Here is a 19,624-nt window from a genome sequence, read left to right as displayed (position 1 = left end):
GTCGCAAGACTATTTTTTTTCGATGAAAACAAGCGCCTCAATATGTGGTGTATTAGGAAACATATCAAAACCTTGAATGTAAGTTATTTTATAAGAATTATCTTCTAAAATTAATTGTAAATCTCTTGTTAATGTCTTAACATCACAAGACATATAAACAATATTTTTGATTTGTTTTTCAATTATTCAATCAATGAATTCTTTACTTATTCCACTACGTGGTGGGTCTAAAATTAAAATGCTGTCCTCTAAATTAGAAACATTCTTAGTGAAATAAACATCAGAAGATATTGTTTTATATTCACCACTAACAGAGTTTAAAAGTTTGTTATTATTTGCATTTTTAATTGCACTTGAGACAATGTCAGAACCATATACATAATTATTTTTGTTTGCAACAATTTGACCAATTGTACCAACTCCACAATATGCATCTAAAATAGTTTTAATGTTGTTTTTGCTATTTACATACTCTTTTATCTTAGTAAACATCATTGATGCAACAATATCGTTTACTTGAAAGAAAGATTGAATGCTACAAATGAACTCTTTATCATTCGATTGCATTTTGAATTGCCCTTTTTCAAATAAGACTTGTACACTATTCTTTTTGTTGATACTTAATGAAATAACTTGTGTAATTTCATTAAGTAATTTAACTAATTTATTAGGCAAATCATAATCAGAGTGAATTGATAAACAAACATCAACCTGATTTTTTGAATTTGCTCTTAATGTGATTTTTTCAAACATTTTCAAGTTTTTTAATTTGCTAGTGTTTTCCAGAAATGTTTGAATTGTATATAAAATATGACTGATTGTTTCTTTTATGATTGGTTTAACTAAAAATAAATTATTAGCATCTGTTATTTCATTAGACTTTTGATTAATTTCATTGATAGTCAACTGATTATTTTGAACGCTTAATTTATAAGAAACTTTATTTCTATATTCAAATTGAATTAGAGATTGAGTAAATTGAGAATAAACTTCATTTAAATTTATGTTTTGCAAGTTTCTTTTAAGCAAATTATAGAAATAGTTATTTTTAAATTTGATTTGAGCAGGATATTTTAAAGTGACTAATGGTGCTGATGGAGTTCATTGAAATTCAGAGTTTCTATCTTCGGAAAAAGTTAAATGTTTAACAATGCATCCAAATGCATAATTTTTATATAAGTTTGTTATCTTGATAATTGCTTCTTCATTAGGCAATAAATCACTTATAAAAATAGGAAAGTTATTTTCATCTCTATAAACACCATAACCTTCGTAACTAATTTCACTGCATTTAACTTTTAACTCTTGTCGTAAGATATATTTGTTTATTTTAGACATATTTTTAAGATATAAACCTTTCCATATTGTTTTTCTTTATAAACTTCCAAATTGTCAGGCAAGACAATTAAATTAGGTTTATCAGTTTCTAAAATAATTTCACCATTTTCATTTAGTAAGCTTTTTTGTGAAATTGTTAAAAGTGAATTATTGACTAATTCATATTCAACAAATGGAGCATCAATAAAGATAAAATCATAAGTTTTGCTTGTCTTACTTAAAAAATGTAAAGCATCATCATTAAATAAACTTATTTGATTATCTGTTTTAGTTTTAGCAACATTTGCTTTAGTTACAGTAAAAACTTGTCTTTGTTTTTCAACTGCATCAACGTGTTTTGCACCTCTGCTGATAGCCTCAATAGCTCAAGCTCCTGAACCTGAAAACAAGTCTAAACAAGTCGTGTCTTCAATTTCAAATTGAATTGATGAAAAGACAGCTTCTCTGACTTTATCTCCTGTAGGTCTAGTGAATTTTGAATCTGGTTGTTCTATTATTAAGTGACGTAATTTACCTGCTATTATTCTCATTTTAGCTCCTTATAAAAATTCTTTTTAACTATTCATATAGTGATTTTTAAATTATACATTATAATAAAACCATGAGATTGAGATATGATAAAAATGCTGAAGCACATTTAGCAAATTCTGACTTTTTAATTAAAGAATTTCCAGTTAACTTAAAAGAAAACCATGTTTTAGAAATTGGAGCAGGTAAAGGTGAAATGATTGCTCAATTAGCTCTTCAAAATCCTAATATTACATATTATGCTTTTGAAAAATACCCAACAGTAGCTAATAAAATTCTTAAGAAGATTAATGAACTTAATTTAAAAAATCTTTTCATTATCACTAAAGACGCAAGTAATTTAACTGAATTATTTACAGGTAAAATAGACACAATTTGATTAACTTTTTCAGATCCGTGACCTAAAAAAGCTCACGAAAAAAGAAGATTAACATACAAAACATTTTTAGACCAATATAAACAATTATTGTCTGAAAAAGGTTGCTTATACTTTAAAACTGATAATGACAAGTTATTTGAATTTTCAATAGAATCATTGAATGAAAATAATTGAAATATCATTGATATGACAACTGATTTACATTCATCAAAGTATAATGAAACTAATGTTCAAACAGGATATGAGCAAAAATGATCTTCACTTGGTAAAAACATTAATTTCTTAATCGCTAAGCCAAATGAATAATGTTTAAAATTATGAATACTATAATAGTATTCATTTTTTATTATTTTATTAAAGTAAGCTTTTTAATTTTGTAATTTAAATACATAAGTAATTTAAATTAAATTAGAGGTATTGATGAAGAATAATAGAAGAACAACAAATAAAAAATAAAATTGCATTTTTAATCAAGGTTAATGACAATGAATTCTACAGGGATGACAATAATTCTTATTTTTTGAATTATTTTTGGAATTTCTTTATTTCGGCATAGTTAAAGATTTTTTTCAAAAATAGAAAACGGTTATTGCTTTAGGAATATAATTTTAATAATAAATAGATAATTACTATTAAAAAAGAGGCAGAAATGAAAAATAATTTACTTAATGCAACAATATTATTTTCTTCAGTAACAAATGTTGTTAATTCGACACCGGTAACTGTTTCAACAAATGTTAATATTTCTGGAGAAAATTCAACAACATTAAATCAAATAGATATGAAAGCTGTTGAGAGGTTAAATAATGAAGTTCTTAAAAAATCAGGTTTAATGAAAGTCTATGACAAGAGAAATGGTTGATATATTAAAACACTACCTAACAATAATAAAATTGATAACTTAGGTTAAAATGGACTTAATAGGGATTTGAACAATTTTTATTCTATGAATTGTTATTGGGGCTTTATTAAGTCTATCTTCTCTGATTTTATTTTACTGTTTCTATTTACCAATAGGTAGAAATTTTAGCAAAGTTGAGAACTGCAGGTGAAAGCAATTAAAATATTGAAATCACAATAATGCAACAATTAATAAAAAGTATTTAGATGGTTTTATAGCATTAAAAAGCTTATACAAAAGATATGAAACATCATTGTCAATTCTTTCGTTTTTTAGCTTAATTTATTTTCTAATCTCTTTATCATTCTTTTTTGCATGAATCTATCCTCCTAGTAATTTCCTTAAAAAAGAGGAATCAGATATCGGTTTTCCATTTCCTCTTGTATGGTTTGTTGTATCATCTATACCATTCGGAAGTTGTTTCAGTATCTCTAGAAAACGTTATTTTTTCATAAAATATTCTAGTTATTGAAATGATTTTTTAAAACAAATAACCAATAATTTTAAAGATATAAATTGAACTTATGAATGTGAGTTATTTAAAAAAGATAACAATTTAAAAATAAAAAATAAAGTTGATATCAAATTAGAGAAGTTAAAAATAATTCCATCATGAGATGTAGATGTAAGTGATATTAATTTTGAAAATAAAAAGAAAACCAAGAAAAAGTATTTTTACATAAATAATACGTGACGCATTTATAAGAATGCAGAAGACATGGGTTATTTCTTGTATAACTTTGATGACATTGAAGAATTTGTAGGAAATGAAAATAAAGAAATTTATAAAGATATCTACTATTACTACATTAATGAATTTGAACAAAAACGCAATAAAAAAATAAAGAGAAAATCTAATTCAATTTAACCTTAAGCACCACAGGAGTGGTGCTTTTGTTTTTGATAAAAGAAAACCACTTGCTTTCACAAGTGGTGTAATAGTATATAAATTAGTTTGATTTTTGAATACGTGGACGAACAACGTGGTAAGGCATTAAAGCGATGAAACGTGCTCTTTTAATTGCGTTAGCAACTTTTCTTTGGTGTTTAGCACATGTTCCAGTTGCAGCTTTAGCTTTAATTTGCCCTGTTGCTGTTACATATTTGTGTAATAAATCAACGTTTTTGTAATCAACATATGTCATTTTGTTATCACAGAATTCACATGATCTTCTTCTGTTAATAAAACCTTTTTTGTTTTTGTAAAAAGCCATTCTTATCTCCTTAATTTAAATCCTCAGGTGCTGCGAAAAGATCTTCTAAATCGTGTAATTTAGTAGCACCGGTTTTTGGATTAGTATTTTCAAATGTAGCATTCGCAGGTGTATTACGATTCACAACACTTTGTGATGCTTTATAAGTCGGAGTATACGTTTGGGGCGCAGACACCGGAGAAGGAGTTGCGTTTAAAGAACCACCACGAGCTTCTCTGACACTTTTTGACTCTAGAGCGACGATTTGATCTGCAGTAACATCTAACGTTCTTACTATTTGGTTTGTTTGGTTACTGTGATATTGATTTGAATGTAAAGACCCTTCAACTAAAACAAGAGACCCTTTATTCAAATATCTCGCTATGAACTCGGCATTTGATCTTCAAGCAACAACTGGGATAAAGTCAGTAACTTCATTTTGTTGTGCTGAAAAGTTTCTTCTATTAACTGCCACTGTGAAACGTACGTATGGAACACCTTGTGATGTATGTGCTACCGCATTATCTGATGTTATACGTCCTACTATTGTAATTTTATTAAACATAATACCCCCTGTGAATAACTAAACTTTTAAGCATTTAATTATTCAGATGCTTTTGCTTTAACTGTTCTTGTACGAGGTTTTGAAACTTTTTCTTCTGCTGATGCAGCTGATTTTCTTGTTCTACGTACTGGTTTTTTAGTTTCTTTAACAGATTCTTTTCCGTTAAGACCTTTTTCTGTGTCTAAATTAATTACTAAAGCTCTTCAGATATCTTTAATAATATTTGAACGACGTGTAAATTCAGCAATGTCTGAACCTTTAGCATTAACAAATGCTAAAACGTATTGTCCATGTTTTGACTTGTTGATTTCGTAAGCTAATTCATTTCTTTCAAGTTTTTCAACTTTAGAAATGTTTTCTTTTCCAAAAACTTCGTTTAATAAGTCAACTAAAACTTGAACGTCTGCTTTTGGACTAACGATTGACATAATTTCGTATTTTTGCATTTTCTCTCCTTATGGTCGTTTCTGGGCTAAAAATCTTATAGCCAAGGAGTATCTTTATATACTCTTGTATATTATACAAGAGTGTCAAAATCTAACCAAAAACTTTTAAGACTATTACACACCTTTAAAAATATTTTTTACACCTACCACACTGGCTAATTTAGTAAATTTTAGTTTTTTTGTGTCAAATTAGGCAAAATTTGAATTTTTAAACTATTTAAATGCAATTTTTTAATTATTTAATATAATTAAACAAATAATTTACTAAGGAGAATTTTATGATTAATGTTAATGAATTTAAACCAGGTATTACTTTCCAAGATGAAGGTGAAATTTTTGTAGTTTTAGATGCTCAACACTCAAAACAAGGACGTGGACAAGCAAACGTTAAAGCTAAAGTTAAAAATTTAAGAACAGGTTCAACAACTATAAAATCATACACAGGTGGAGACAAAGTTAAACCTGCTCACATAGATAAAAGAAAAATGAACTTCTTATACTCAGATGGAGAAAACATTATCTTAATGGACAATGAAACATATGAACAAGTTGAAATTCCTGTTACAGTAGTTGAATGAGAATTAAACTTCTTAAAAGAAGGTTCAGAAGTTCAAATTAGAAAATTTGAATCAGAAGTTTTAGATATCGAATTACCTGCTCACGTTGATTTATTAGTTACAGAAGCACCTGATGCAGTTAAAGGTAACACAACAACAAACCCTCAGAAAAAAGTAACTGTGGAAACTGGTTTTGAATTAGAAACACCTATGTTCATTAAAGAAAATGACGTTATTTCTGTTTCAACAGAAACTGGAAAATACGTTGGAAAAGCAAATAAATAATGAATTGAATTAATGTATCTTACAATTCAAATCAAAATTACATAGTTCAAGAAAGTGCAATTTTAGATGTTGTAAACATTGCGCTTAGTTCATACAAAAATATTAAAGCTTCAAACTCAATTAGATTAAGTTTTGACGATAAACATTCAAACGTTGAAATTTATGTAGATATTAAAATTAAAAACCAGAAAAATAAAGAACCATATTCAACAATTAAAGAATTAATCACACAAATTGAAAATGGTGTGAAATCTTTAATTGATAAGAAACCTAAAAACGTTCAAGTAGTGTTATTAGATTTTTATTAATAATGAGAAGAACTTATAAAGATTTGGATAAAAACTCTTATGCAATATACAGAAGAGTTTTTATTAACGAAGTTCGTGCTGAATTAAATAAAAAACAAAACGTCAAGTCATATGAGAAAAAAAACAAATACACTGTTGAATATTTTTTACAATTAAACAAATTACTGAAAGAATTAGAAACAGACAAAATTCCAGATCAATATTTACCTGAAAATAGATTTGTGTTCAATAGACTAAAGAAAAAATATTTAATGAATAAATATTCAAAATGATTTATTCTTGGTGGAATTAGTTTTGTTCTAGTTATTATAGGTATTATTCTACTAGCTGCATTTAAAATAATTTAACTTTAAGGAGGTGTCGTGATTGGATTGAAAAAGTCTTTTAGAGTTTTAAAGGCAAAATTTAATTTATTTGATTGAAAAGATTGAATTACATTTTCAATAGGTTTAACTTTAATTCTTACTTATTTAGTTGTAACCTTACTTGAATGACACTTCAGAAGTATTGCAGTTGAAAAAGCATTCTTAGAAGTTAAAGGAACATTAGATGAATCTAATGTTGATAGTGCTAAACTTCAAAAATTAATTTACCCTAATGCAACCTTACTTTTCTGAGGTGGATCAACTTACTGATTTACATTTATGTCTAATGTGCTTATGGGTGTAACAATGTTCTTATATCCTTTTTATAGAACATCTAAAAAGGCACAAAGATTTTACTTTGCTTCAATGGTCTACATTATTATTGTAGTCGCAGTTTATTGAGGTGGTGTAGCAACCGATCCAACACTAATGAGTGACTCACAAACTTTTGAATGAGTTAAAACATCAATTATGCACGGCGCCGCTCCATTCTTGGGACTTTTAACTCTTGTTGGATGAGAAAGAAAACGTATCAGAATTTCAAATGCGTCAATTTGAAGTTTTATGATTTATCCAATTGCTTACTTATTTTTCACATTTGCAATTTATGCATTTGGGTATAAATTTATGCAATTTGGAGGAACTGAATTAGAACGTGGTGTTGCTATTTATTCAGTTGTTTCATATTTACATCCATTTAACTACAAAGGTAATTCAACATTAGTTATTGTAGTATTAGATATTATGCTTTTACTCTTTGCTATGTTTTCAGCACCTGCTTTAGGATTCTTTTTAAGAAAAGTACTCAGAATCCTAAAACCAGGTCAAAAAGCGCTTCCTAAAATTTACTTTATTTCACCAAAAGTACGTGAAGCAATTAGACTTAAAAAATTACAATTAAACAAACAAAGAGAAGAATACAAAGCTAAGAAACAAAAAGTAAAACAAATAAGAAAAGAACAAAAACTTAATAAGCAAAAATAATTTAACAACAAACTATTTGCTATAGTTTTGTTTTTATTATACAGGTGGTAAAAATGCGCAAAGATAAAAAAGCCTATATTGCATCTTACTTTGAAAAAACTAAACAAATCTTAGAAACTTTTAAACCTAAAAACAAGATTGTTATGCAATTTTTTCAAAGAAAAGACAACTCAATTTTATGTGGAATTAATGAAGTTCTTGCTCTTTTAGAAGAACAAACAGACACATCAAAATACACAATTAAATACTTACCTGAAGGTTCAAAAATTAATAATTTAGATATTGTTTTACAATTAGAAGGACACTATCAAGATTTTGGTATTTGAGAAGGTATGGTCGATGGTATTTTAGCTAGAAATACATCAATTGCTACAAACGCTTACCACTGTGTGCAAGCTGCAAAAGATAAACAAGTTATCTTTATGGGAGACAGAGCAGACCACTACATTAATCAAGAAATGGATGGTTATGCAGTCAGAGTCGGTGGAATTAAAGCTGTTTCTACATTAGCTCAAAAAGATCAAAACGAAGTTAATGATGAAAATGTTTTTGGAAGTATGCCTCATGTATTAATTCAAGGTTTTGCAGGTGACACAGTCGCTGCAACTAAGGCTTATCATAAACTTTTCCCTAAAAATAAACTTATAGCTCTTGTAGATTATCATAATAATATTATTAGTGAATCTCTTAAAGTTTGAAATGAACTCGGGAATCTTGTTTGAGGTGTTAGAATTGACACTTCAAAGAATATGATTGACCATATGTTTGATAACGATGAAGAAAAGCAATATGGAGTTAATCCAGAACAAATTAAGAGATTACGTGAAGCATTAGATAAAGCTGGAGCAACTAACTATAAAATAGTTGTTTCATCTGGATTTAATGCAGAGAAAATAGAATTATTTGAATCATTAAATGTCCCTGTAGACTATTATGGAGTTGGTCAAAGCATTTTCAAGCTTAACAATTCTTTCTCAGCTGACGCAACTATTTTAAATGGTAATCCTGAAGCTAAAGAAGGAAGAGGGTACAGAGAAAATCCTAATTTAATAGTCTACAAGTCAGATAAATAATTTATCAGCTTTTAAAGCTGATTTTTTTATACAAAAAAATATCCCTGATCAGGATATTTTAATTTTCATTCTTATATGAAATTTTAACATTAGCCTTTTTAATTGTAAGTGGGTCTAAATAATCAGGTGCACCTTCATAAATAGTCTTAATGTTATTATTAGTAGCTAAGTTCACAATATTAAAACAGTTTAAAAATACCTTTGTATTGTTTAATTGTTTTGAAATCTTTTCTCCAATTACAATAGCTTGCAGTTTTGTATCGTTGATGATATTGATAAGAGATTTATCAATAGTGTCAATGTATAAAGCTGTAGGTATTTTTTTCTTGTAGTTGTTACTGATTTTTTGTCTTAAATGATATGTGTCAAATGTATTATTGTATGCATAAATAAGGCAAATTGGTTTCTTTTCTTCAAGAATGAAGTTAGATTGTAAAAATGTCTCTTGAGATATTTTTATCAATCTCTGCATATTTTTAACATTACCAGTTTCATCAAGTTTTTCAGTATTTTGTGTGATGAAGTCGTATCATTTTTTCTCATATAAGTAATTTAAATGTGGGATTTTTCGAAAGAAGTCAGTTCAATATTTGTCTTGGTCGTCTTTAGTTATTTTTTGCAATGAGTTAATTACAATGTTTGAAGCTTTTTTAGTTTCATAAACAAAGATATTTGTACTCTTAATTGTTGCATTTTTAGAACTTAAAGTATTGTTTCATTGCACATATTCATTTAATCTCTTAACAAATTCTGTGAATTTAGGATCTTGAGAAATTGTTGCAGGAATATTTGAATATGTTGATTTTGTTTTAGGATTAATCGTTAAATTAAATAATGAGAATTTGACTTTATTGATTAATTTAAGTCTATCAGCTTTATTATTTAGTTTATTTTCGTTAATTAATGAAGCACATAAGAAGAATTTATTAATCATCCTATTATCATTAATTTCATTAATCATTTTAAGATATTTTTTGTGTCCGAATTTTGATAATTTATTCTTAACAATAAACAGAATTCCATCAATAATATAGAAAGGTGTTTTTGATATTGAAATGTTTAAGTTATCAAAAATTGATTTAATTTGGATGCTGTCAAATTCTTTGTTTATAAAGTAAGGTTTAAATGCAAAAGCTAAAACAGAATGTTTGTTGCTTTTGAAGTTTTTTTGTTCGAATTCTTTTAATGATTGCTCTGAATTATGATGATTAAATTTGTATTTAAGTCGATTTTTTTCTCACTTAATAGTACAAATGAATTTTTTATTTTCAATAGGTTTGATTTTAAGAATATATGATGAATTAAGTCTTTTATTTGATTTATCAAGCAAGTAAGCTATTTTTTCAAATAACGTAAGGTTTGATGTGTTAAATTCTGGATTCAGTTTAATTTCAAAAGAAGTTTTAACTGAATCACTGACTAAGTCAAAGAATTCATTTAGTTTTTTTCTACTTCCTTCATCAAGGAAGCTAAAAAAGGTTTGTAATGTAATGAAATTAAATGTTCTGAAACCTAATTTTTTAGCATCAAATAAAGTTGATAATGCTTGATTTCTTTTTGAAAATCTAAGAACTTTTTTATTAACTGAATCAATTTCAAACAAAATTATTCCAGCTGTTGATCTTATGTAATATAAGTAAATAATTAATCAAAATCCCATTAATAATACAAAGAGTAATATTAATGAGATTATTGAAATTACAATAATAGCTGTTAAATTCATTATCTTGTGATTACTTTGATTGAAGGGTGATTTTTATTAAGGGTTCTTATTTTTCTATCTTTAATGAAGTCAATAACAATTTCTGTTCCTTTAACTTCAACAACTTCACCTTCTCCGAACATAACGTGAGAAATAATGTCTCCAACTACAATGTTATTGTTTGTAGGCGTTTCATCATCAGGTGAGAATGTAGGATCATCAAATTTTCTTCCGTGGTAGTTGATAATAAAGTCTGAAATATCAACTCCCATTTCTCCAATAAATCTTGAAGGTTTCTTATCAATATCAGATGAAATAAGTTTTCCACGTGAGTCACTTAGGAATAAGCGTTGTTTTGCTCTGGTTACTGCAACATAAGCTAAACGTCTTTCATCTTCTAATGTATCGTTATATTTATCAATTAATGGAGATGATGATTGTTTTTTATTTTTTTCTCTATCTAAAGCACGCTTGTTAGGAAAAACTCCTTCAGACATACCGATAACAAAAACGTTATCAAATTCTAATCCTTTAGCAGAGTGAATTGTCATAAGTGAAACGTAGTTAGAAAGGTTATCATATTCATCTTCAATTGATGTTAGTCCAACTTCATTTAAGTAGTCAATAGCAGACTTATCTGGATTGTTGCTTTCTCAGTTTTGAATTGAGTTAATTAATTCCTTAACGTTATCAATAGCTGACCCTCTAAGGTTTTTATTCATTTCGATGTGTTCATAGTATTTGATTTCTTCAAGGAATTTATTCAAAGTTAAGCTTATTTTATTTGTTAATAAAGCTTTTTGGTATTTACGAATAGTTGATAAGAATGGGAAGACTGATTTAACAATTAATTCTTTTGAGATAGGTAGAATTTTAATATCTTTAATCATTATGTTGAATAAACTATCGTGAATGTTTTCTGCGTGGTCTTTAAGTTTTTTAAGAGTAGCATGACCAATTCCTCTATTAGGAACATTAATAACACGTTCAAATGAAATATCATCATTAGGGTTTGCTAAAACTTTCAAGAATGCAAGTGCATCTTTAACTTCAGCACGTTGGAAGAATTTAATTCCATTAAAGATTTTGTAGTTAATGTTTTCTGCAATAAGTGCATCTTCAATTGGTCTTGATAAGTAGTTTGCACGATATAAGATTGCAATTGATTTTAATTGTTGTTTTTGTTTTTTAAGTTCATTAATTTTTTGAACTACTCATCTAGCTTCAGCTTCTGAATTGAATCCGTGGTAGTACTCAATTTCTAAACCTTCTTCGTTTTCTGTAATTAAATTTTTATGAACACGGTTTGAGTTATGAATAATAAGATTGTTAGCTGCGTCTAAGATTTTCTTACTTGATCTGTAATTTGTATCAAGCACGATTGTTTTAACGTTTTCAAAATCTTTATCAAAGTCTAAGATTAAGTTAACATCAGCACCACGTCAGTTGTAGATTGTTTGGTCAGGGTCTCCAACAATTGTAAAGTGTGTATTTGGACCAATGATTTGTTTAATAACTTCATATTGAAGTTTTGATGTATCTTGAAACTCATCAACAAGCATATATTCAAATAATTTCTTAAGTTCTTCAACTACTTCAGGATGTGTATCGAATAAAAGTTTTGTAAAGATGATTAAGTCATCAAAGTCAACAGCACCTTTTGAAGTTAATTCGTTTAAGTAATCTTGATATACAACTGCAAGGATGTGTTGAGGTGACTTGTTTAGCATTTTTGCTAATTCAGGTCCTGATTGAATTTGGAAGTTTTTAGCTCAAGAAATGTACTCAATCATTGTTTTATAACTAATATCGTGAGATGTGATTCCTCTTTTTTCATAAATACCTTGAAGTATTTGGATTTTGTCAGGGTCATCTACGATAATAAAGTTTTCTCTAAATCCAATTAATTTACTTTTTCTTCTTAATAATTTTGCACAAAATGAGTGGAATGTTGAGATTTTAAGTTGATCGCTATCAACTGATTTTGAACAATATTGTAAAACACGTTCTTTCATTTCATTTGCAGCTTTATTTGTAAATGTTAAAGCTAAAATGTTTTTGTAGCTTACACCTAAGTCATTAATTAAGTAAGCTATTTTTCTTGTAAGAACTCTAGTTTTACCTGAACCAGCGCCTGCGATAATTCTTAAAGGTGAGTCAAAATATTCAACAGCTTCACGTTGCTGTTCGTTTAAGTCACTTAATAAATCAGGTTTAATTAATCCCATAAATTCTCCTCCTTATTAACGTAACGATATTTACGTCCTTTATTATAGAAAGGTAAAAGCACAATTTCTTCTTCAAGCACTTGTTGTATTTGCTTATCTTCAACAATCCTTGTATTAAACATTAAGTCAAGTAATGTTAGTTTTTTCTTGTAAAAAATTAACATTGTGTAACCTATTGTTTGAATTGCTAATCATGCAGTCATTAGTGCAGATATAAATGCACTGGATGATTTAAATTCATTTGTTTTTTCAAATTCCTTGATTGTCATTTCTTTTTGAAGGCACATTGGAATAATTGTGAGTAAGAAGATAACTTGCAACATAAATATTCCTATTATGTTTCTTTTGAAAATGAGTTTATAACTAAACTGCTTTGAATTTGTATCTATGAGCTTGAGTTTAAATAGTTTCATTCCAAGTGTTTTGCCTTTTAGTAATAAAGGTAAAATCAAGAAATAAACATTCATTCAAAAGCAAACTAAGACAACAGAAACAATTCTGTGAATTAATGTTTGATTAGCGTGATCTAGCATTATCAAGAAGATAACTGCAGAAAATGCTATAAACAAAAAATTGTCGAAGACATTTGAAAAAAACCTCTTGAAAAAAGATGCATTTTTATACATTTGTACTTGATTACAATTTGAATTGTAAATTCTCCTTTATATATATTTTTAATATATATAAATTTTAGCACATCTATTGATAAATAAAATTTTTAGTAATTTTATGGTGTATTTTTGACTTTTTGCATTAAAAAACCATATGAGAAAGCTCATATGGAAAGTTAATTATTCAAGTCCTTTTAATAATTTATCTGCCTTTAATTTAGAAAATTTAGTTTTTAGCAATTTAGTTTCATCATTATCAAGTAAAACATAATAGTTGGTTGTTAAAAACGTTTGAAAATCTGCTGTGTCTTCGATTTTCTTAATTGTTTCAGCGTGTTTATCATTTAGGAATGAACTACGTTTTTCGCTAACTTCATCATCTTGAACATTGAATAATTTATAGAAGAAGTAGTTTGCTTTTAAAAAACCTGAAAGAAGTAATTTTAAGAAGTAGTATTTTGCATATTCTAATTCTTCATTAATCTTTAAATTCTGATTTTTTGCTATTTGTTTAATTATGTCAAATGATTTAACATAATTTTGTGTGTTCAATCAAATATCTGATGAAATAAAATCTCTTTTAACCTTATAGTCAAGGTATTTATATTTTTTAGCATTCATTAAAAGACTGTATGTAACTTCAATACACATAATTGAATCGTTTGAAATTTGAGGTCTATATTTAATGAATTTTTTAATTAATGATTTCTTGAAAACTTTATTGAAGATGAAAGGGAAACTATACGCTAATGGTAATGAATTTTTAGTTAAATCAAACATTTGGCTCATTTCAGCTCTTTCTTTTGGTTTGAATCTAACTGAGCCAATTAGTTTTGGTTTGAATTCTAAAACATCAACATTTCAACGTTGTGCTTGCTCTAAAATGTTCTCAACATAACTATCTCTAAATGTTGAATCTGAATTTAAAACAGTAATAAATTCACCTTTTGCAACTCTAAATGCACTAATTAAATTGTGTTGATATGAAGTGCTTTTTGTGTTGAAAATCATAATAAGTCTGTTACCGAAAAATTGGTAGTAATCTTTAGCAACTTTGAAAATTGCTTTTGAGTTTTCAGTTAAACAAAGAATAACTTCAAAGTTCTGTGCACTTTGATCTTTTAATCTTTCTAAGTATTCTCTTACTTTTTCAACTGAGTTATTTTTTAATGAAATTAATGATAGTCTCATCTTACACCTTCTTGTTTCAAATTTATATTTATATAAATTTTAACACATTCAGAGAATAAAAAAACAAGGCGTTTAAGCCTTGCGCATTGGATTAAAACTAAATGATGTATCCTAATCCTAATAAGATTGTTAACACGATTAAGATTGAGTATCCTAAAACAATTAAGAAAATTGCTAAAAGACTAGCTCTTGAACGTGTTGTAACAACTTGACCTTCACCTGAAACAACACCATCTGATAATACAGATTCAAATACTAAGAAGTGTTGTCTTTGAGCTTCTTCACCTAAGAAGATTGAGTAGTCGTAGCTGTCTTTTTTAACAAATCCAACGTGTAAGTTGTTGAATAATACGTATGAAGTTTTTTGTGCTAAAGTAATGTTTCCAACTAATTCACATACTGAGTAAACTTCAGTTTCAGCATTAAATTCGATTTCTTCGCTTCCTTTAACTTTGTCAGCAAATTCTTGCATTGCTTTAGAAATAGTAGCAACAATAGCAGCTAATAATTCTTTGTATTCTTCATTTCCTTTAACATCTTTTTTAAGAGCTTTAGCAGCTTTTAAAACATTTTCAAAGTTTGTTTCAATACGTTTGATGTCTTCTATTGATGTTAATGTTTCTGGTAATGAAGCGGCTGTTAAACGAAGTTTTCTAGCGTAGATTGCTAATACTTTGATTTGTTCAGAAATCATTAAGTCTCTAATGTATGCATATTCTGTAATTTTATCTTCACACACTGGTAAAACTTCAACATCTTTTTCTACAAATTTTTCAACTAAAACTTCTTTTGTAACTGAGTTAGCTAATTTTTCTTGAAGTTCGTTAACTTCTTTTTCTAATTGTTCTTTTTTGCTTAATTCGTTTTGTAATTTTTCAATTTCTAAGTCTTTAGCAGATTTTTTTCTTTCGTAAACGTAATCATCATCAGCTGGGAAGTATGTTTCGTGATCTTTAATGATTTTGAAATCAACTACTTCTTTGAAGTTTCTTTTAGCTGTTTTGTCATCACGTTTCATTGATTTTGGATCAATAGCTAATTCTTCTATTGTTTCTTCGTAATCTAAACCACCGTCGAATTTATCAACGTTAAGTTCGAATTCAGGAACGATATTTCCTTTTGAATCTTTATCATTGAATTCGATAACGATTCCCCCTCAGATTTTTTTATCTGTTTGGAATCAAGTTGCACACTCGTAACCTAATGATAAGAATCAGGTCATAGCGTCTTTACGAGTTTTGAATAGAGCTAAAGGACTTTCAACTTTTGGGTGTTTAAGAGCTCAAGGGTAGTTTTTATCCTTGTTAGGTCTATATAAACATTGTAAACGTTTCATATATCTCCTTTGTTTAAATAAGTAATTTTGTATAACGTTATATAAAATAAACTTTCGTTCCTCTTAATTATAAATGCTTTTTATAAATAATGATGATATATTTGTCTACTTCTATCCCTACAATTTAGGGAAAAACGGTATTTTTTGCTTTTTTTTCACAAAAATTAAGAAAAAATAGCTATTTTTTTGATGTTTTCCATAGTGTGTAAGGGATAAACATATTTTGAAATTAATAGCAAAGTGTAAAAATCAAATGTGTAACAAAATTCAAAAATTTTTGCTTTTTTCTTTTGTTTTCATCAAATTATGATAATAAAAAATAAATTTTTTATTAAGCGTTTAGTGATAAAATTACAATTATGCTAAATAATAGAGAAAATAAAATGAATGATATTGTTAATCACTTGAAGAACTCTGGATTTGTTTTTCAAGGAAGTGAAATTTATGGAGGATTGTCAAATACTTGAGATTATGGACCGCTTGGCTCACTTTTAAAAGATAACATTGAGCAAGCTTGAAAACGTGAATTTGTTATCAAAGAAACTAACAACTACTTAATTGACTCAAAAATTTTAATGAACCCACAAGTTTGAGTGACAAGTGGTCACGTTTCTAACTTCTCTGACCCTTTAATCGAAAACAAAGTTAATGGAAAAAGATATAGAGCAGACAAATTAATTCAAGAAGTAAATCCTGATTTAATTCCTGAAAAAATGAGCTTTGAAGAAATGGTTGTTTTTGTAAGAGAGCACATCAAAGAATATGAAGGAGATAAAACAGATTGATCAGACATTAAGAAATTTAACTTAATGTTCGAAACTTCTCAAGGAGTTGTTGAGGGTGCTAAATCAAAAGTTTACTTAAGACCTGAAACAGCACAAGGTATTTTTATTAACTTCAAAAACGTTCAAAGAACAATGAGAGCTAAATTGCCATTTGGTGTAGCACAAGTTGGAAAAAGCTTTAGAAATGAAGTTACACCAGGAAACTTCATTTTCAGAACAAGGGAATTTGAACAAATGGAGCTTGAATTCTTCACAAAACCTGAAGAAGCACAACAATGATTTGACTACTATGTAAACAAAGCTTATAACTTTGTGCAACAATTAGGAATTTCAAAAGACTTAATCAGAGTTAGAGCTCACGATCCAGAAGAGTTAGCTCACTATTCAGCAGGAACAAGTGATATTGAATTTAATTTTGCTTTTGGTTGAGGTGAATTACTTGGGGTTGCTAACAGAACAGATTACGATCTTAAGTCACATATGAATGCAACAGGAGAATCACTTGATTACTTAGATCCTGAAACTAATACAAAAGTTATTCCATATGTAATTGAACCAAGCATCGGATTAGATCGTTTAATGTTAGCTGTAATTACAAGTGCTTATGATGTAGAAGAATTAGAAAATAATGATTCAAGAATTGTTTTACGTTTCCCTTACGAAATTGCACCTTACAAAGTTGCTGTTATGCCACTTGTTAAAAAGTTAAATGAAAAATCAAAAGAAATTTTCAACAATTTAGTTGCTGCTGGAATTTCAGTAACTTATGATGAAGCAGGTTCAATTGGAAAAAGATATCGTCGTCAAGACGCAATTGGAACACCTTGATGTTTAACAATTGACTATGACACATTAGACGATAATGCAGTTACTTTAAGAAACAGAGATACTATGGAACAAGTCAGAGTATCAATTGACCAAGTAATTTCATTTATTCAAAAATAAAAATAACTAAATTAATTCAAAGGAGGAAATAATGTCAGCAAGATTAACTTCTGAAATAACAAATCAAATTAAGCATGCAAATGATATTGTTGATGTTATTTCTGAATTTATTCAATTACATAAAAAGGGAAATAGTTATGTAGGACTATGTCCTTTTCACCAAGATACTAAACCTAGTTTAAGTGTTGTTCAAGCTAAGCAAATTTTCAAATGCTTTGTTTGTGAAACTGCTGGTGACGTAATTGAGTTTGTGAAAAGATACAAAAGTATTTCTTATGTAGACACATTAGAATATTTAGCTAAAAGATCAAATATTGAACTTGATTTTGAACAATATAAGCAAACTGAAACAACAAATTATTCTCAAGAAGTAATTGAAATAACTGATGTTTTAGACATTGTAAACTCATTTTACAAAGTTCAATATTTAACCAATCAAGCTGCTAAAGAATATTTAGCTAAACGTAAAATTGACAATCAAATTAGAGAAAAATTCAACATTGGTTATGCACCTAAAAATGTTTTGGTTAATTATTTAACTAATTTAAATTATTCAACACATCAAATGCAACAAGCAGGATTAGTTAATGCAGATATGCACGAGTTATTCTGGGATAGAGTAACTTTTGGTATTGCTAATGAACACGGACACATTGTTGGATTTAGTGGAAGAAAACTAAATAACAATGATCCTAATTCGCCTAAATACATTAACTCTCCAGAAACTGTTGCATTTAACAAATCGAGAATTTTATATAACTACCATAATGCTAAAGATTCAATTAGAACTAAAAAACAAGTTGTAATTGTTGAAGGTTATATGGATGTTATTGCTTGTTATAAAGCAGGAATTGAAAACGTAGTTGCAATTATGGGGACTGCACTTACTAAAGAACATTTGGCGCTTATCAAAAACACAAAAGTTTTAATGTTCCTTGATAATGATAAAGCAGGAATTGAAGCAACGTTTAGAAGTTTAAGTAGATTATTAGAACACAATTTTGATGTTTCTATTATTAATAACACTTATTCAAAAGACCCTGACGAAATTTTAAATGAATATGGTGCACAAACTTTAGTTGACTTGATTAACAATTCACAAATATCTGCTATCGACTTTCTTTACAATCGTTTAAAAATCAAACATCAAATCAGCAGTGATAGTTATGACTTTAATCACTTTAACTTGTTTATCATTGAACTTAATAAATACCTTGATTTATTTAGTGAAAAAGAACAACAATATTTAAAATCACAATTACAAAGAGAATTTAATTACGAACTAAAAATTGTTCCTAAAAGACAAATCCAAGAACAAGTCAAGTATGATGAATTTGTTGCAAATGACCCATATGCACCTATTGATCCATATGATGGGTTCGTTGAAGCACTTAACAATGTTAGGTTTGATGAAAAAGATTTTTACAGCAAGCTCACTACTTTAGGTATTCAAAATAGATTGAAAATCTTAACTCAAGCTATGATGAACTCTCATATTTTGGATATCCTAAAACAAACAGAACATATTAGTGCTGTTTTTAGCTACCCAACTCAAATTGGCAAACTATACAAAGAAGTCATGAAAAACACCAAACAATATTTAAATGAAAATTATTTAGACATATTCAAGCAATATTTACTTAAAAATTGTGGAATGACTGAAGCTGAAGTTAATTCAGAAATCATTGAAAATTATTTACACGAGTTATATGAAGAAACAACTTTCTTTACAGAGACAAGTATGCTTTCGTTTAATTCATATATAGTAGAACAAGAACCATTTATACAACAAACAATTGCAGATTTACCTAAGGGAGATGCATTGCCACCATATCTTGTTGACACAATAAATAACTTGAAAAAACTTAACTCAAATAAACCTGATAAGAAGAGAGGAAGATAAT

General features: G+C 27.8%; 20 protein-coding genes. 10 read left to right on the top strand and 10 right to left on the bottom strand.

Annotated elements, in window-relative coordinates; all coding sequences use genetic code 4:
* Nucleotides 1–9: 9 nt before the first annotated feature.
* Both rlmD and rsmD read right to left on the bottom strand, forming a co-directional pair.
* Nucleotides 10–1,338 carry a 23S rRNA (uracil(1939)-C(5))-methyltransferase RlmD gene (gene rlmD, locus VBM89_RS01500; RefSeq protein ID WP_323188549.1) on the bottom strand — a complete coding sequence of 443 codons (1,329 nt, stop codon included), beginning with the start codon at nt 1,336–1,338 and terminating at the stop codon, nt 10–12.
* The gene (rsmD, locus tag VBM89_RS01495) at nt 1,326–1,868 is read right to left on the bottom strand and encodes a 16S rRNA (guanine(966)-N(2))-methyltransferase RsmD (RefSeq protein WP_323188548.1); all 543 of its coding nucleotides are present in this window, start codon (nt 1,866–1,868) and stop codon (nt 1,326–1,328) included. Before rsmD ends, rlmD begins: the two co-directional genes overlap by 13 nt.
* Before the next feature lie 71 nt (nt 1,869–1,939).
* Here rsmD and trmB point away from each other — a divergent pair, with 71 nt between their 5' ends.
* The 3 genes from trmB to VBM89_RS01480 all read left to right on the top strand — a co-directional run bounded on the left by trmB (nt 1,940) and on the right by VBM89_RS01480 (nt 4,014).
* Nucleotides 1,940–2,551, top strand: coding sequence for a tRNA (guanosine(46)-N7)-methyltransferase TrmB (gene trmB, locus VBM89_RS01490; protein ID WP_323188547.1), 612 nt, complete (start codon nt 1,940–1,942; stop codon nt 2,549–2,551).
* 343 nt (nt 2,552–2,894) lie between these two features.
* Entirely contained in the window at nt 2,895–3,155 is a 261-nt protein-coding gene (locus VBM89_RS01485) for a hypothetical protein (RefSeq protein ID WP_323188546.1), read from the top strand.
* Between the two features lies 1 nt (nt 3,156).
* Entirely contained in the window at nt 3,157–4,014 is an 858-nt protein-coding gene (locus VBM89_RS01480) for a hypothetical protein (RefSeq protein ID WP_323188545.1), read from the top strand.
* Between the two features lie 82 nt (nt 4,015–4,096).
* Here VBM89_RS01480 and rpsR read toward each other — a convergent pair whose 3' ends face one another.
* The 3 genes from rpsR to rpsF are packed head-to-tail and all read right to left on the bottom strand — an operon-like array spanning nt 4,097 to nt 5,350.
* Complete coding sequence (gene rpsR / locus VBM89_RS01475) at nt 4,097–4,360, bottom strand: 30S ribosomal protein S18 (RefSeq protein WP_257089673.1); 264 nt, start codon at nt 4,358–4,360, stop codon at nt 4,097–4,099.
* A gap of 10 nt (nt 4,361–4,370) precedes the next feature.
* The gene (locus VBM89_RS01470) at nt 4,371–4,904 is read right to left on the bottom strand and encodes a single-stranded DNA-binding protein (RefSeq protein WP_323188544.1); all 534 of its coding nucleotides are present in this window, start codon (nt 4,902–4,904) and stop codon (nt 4,371–4,373) included.
* 38 nt (nt 4,905–4,942) lie between these two features.
* Nucleotides 4,943–5,350: a 30S ribosomal protein S6 gene (gene rpsF / locus VBM89_RS01465; protein ID WP_323176425.1), complete on the bottom strand. Its 408-nt coding sequence runs from the start codon at nt 5,348–5,350 to the stop codon at nt 4,943–4,945.
* Between the two features lie 278 nt (nt 5,351–5,628).
* Here rpsF and efp point away from each other — a divergent pair, with 278 nt between their 5' ends.
* Genes efp through VBM89_RS01440 form a run of 5 tightly spaced genes read left to right on the top strand, consistent with a single transcriptional unit; the run spans nt 5,629 to nt 8,922 of the window.
* On the top strand, nt 5,629–6,192 hold the full coding sequence (efp, locus tag VBM89_RS01460) for an elongation factor P (RefSeq protein WP_257089679.1): 564 nt from the start codon (nt 5,629–5,631) through the stop codon (nt 6,190–6,192).
* A complete protein-coding gene (locus VBM89_RS01455; protein WP_257089681.1) occupies nt 6,192–6,500 on the top strand; it encodes an MMB_0454 family protein in 309 nt (102 codons plus the stop codon). Before efp ends, VBM89_RS01455 begins: the two co-directional genes overlap by 1 nt.
* A gap of 2 nt (nt 6,501–6,502) precedes the next feature.
* Nucleotides 6,503–6,847, top strand: a complete 345-nt coding sequence (locus VBM89_RS01450; protein WP_257089683.1) for a hypothetical protein — start codon at nt 6,503–6,505, stop codon at nt 6,845–6,847.
* A gap of 15 nt (nt 6,848–6,862) precedes the next feature.
* Nucleotides 6,863–7,849, top strand: coding sequence for an MAGa3780 family membrane protein (locus VBM89_RS01445; RefSeq protein ID WP_323176423.1), 987 nt, complete (start codon nt 6,863–6,865; stop codon nt 7,847–7,849).
* A gap of 53 nt (nt 7,850–7,902) precedes the next feature.
* Nucleotides 7,903–8,922 (top strand): nicotinate phosphoribosyltransferase, encoded by a 1,020-nt coding sequence (locus tag VBM89_RS01440; protein WP_323188543.1) that lies wholly within the window; start codon nt 7,903–7,905, stop codon nt 8,920–8,922.
* 58 nt (nt 8,923–8,980) lie between these two features.
* Here the strand turns inward: VBM89_RS01440 and VBM89_RS01435 are convergent, their stop codons facing one another.
* From VBM89_RS01435 to VBM89_RS01415, 5 genes are all read right to left on the bottom strand, one after another.
* On the bottom strand, nt 8,981–10,645 hold the full coding sequence (locus tag VBM89_RS01435; protein ID WP_323176421.1) for an MHO_4530 family protein: 1,665 nt from the start codon (nt 10,643–10,645) through the stop codon (nt 8,981–8,983).
* Complete coding sequence (locus tag VBM89_RS01430) at nt 10,645–12,852, bottom strand: ATP-dependent helicase (protein WP_323188542.1); 2,208 nt, start codon at nt 12,850–12,852, stop codon at nt 10,645–10,647. Before VBM89_RS01430 ends, VBM89_RS01435 begins: the two co-directional genes overlap by 1 nt.
* Nucleotides 12,843–13,478 carry an RDD family protein gene (locus VBM89_RS01425; RefSeq protein WP_323188541.1) on the bottom strand — a complete coding sequence of 212 codons (636 nt, stop codon included), beginning with the start codon at nt 13,476–13,478 and terminating at the stop codon, nt 12,843–12,845. Before VBM89_RS01425 ends, VBM89_RS01430 begins: the two co-directional genes overlap by 10 nt.
* A 165-nt stretch (nt 13,479–13,643) precedes the next feature.
* Nucleotides 13,644–14,654 (bottom strand): glycosyltransferase, encoded by a 1,011-nt coding sequence (locus VBM89_RS01420; RefSeq protein WP_257089694.1) that lies wholly within the window; start codon nt 14,652–14,654, stop codon nt 13,644–13,646.
* Between the two features lie 97 nt (nt 14,655–14,751).
* Nucleotides 14,752–15,990, bottom strand: a complete 1,239-nt coding sequence (locus tag VBM89_RS01415) for an MAG3090 family protein (RefSeq protein WP_323188540.1) — start codon at nt 15,988–15,990, stop codon at nt 14,752–14,754.
* Between the two features lie 359 nt (nt 15,991–16,349).
* Between VBM89_RS01415 and VBM89_RS01410 the strand changes: the two genes are divergently transcribed.
* Nucleotides 16,350–17,720, top strand: a complete 1,371-nt coding sequence (locus tag VBM89_RS01410) for a glycine--tRNA ligase (protein ID WP_323188539.1) — start codon at nt 16,350–16,352, stop codon at nt 17,718–17,720.
* 31 nt (nt 17,721–17,751) lie between these two features.
* Entirely contained in the window at nt 17,752–19,623 is a 1,872-nt protein-coding gene (dnaG, locus tag VBM89_RS01405; RefSeq protein ID WP_323188538.1) for a DNA primase, read from the top strand.
* The last annotated feature ends 1 nt before the right edge of the window (nt 19,624 follow it).

The organism is Mycoplasma sp. 1199 (genome assembly GCF_034863365.1).
Lineage (GTDB): Bacteria > Bacillota_I > Bacilli_A > Mycoplasmatales > Metamycoplasmataceae > Mycoplasmopsis.
This window is presented reverse-complemented; position numbering and strand designations above follow the sequence as displayed.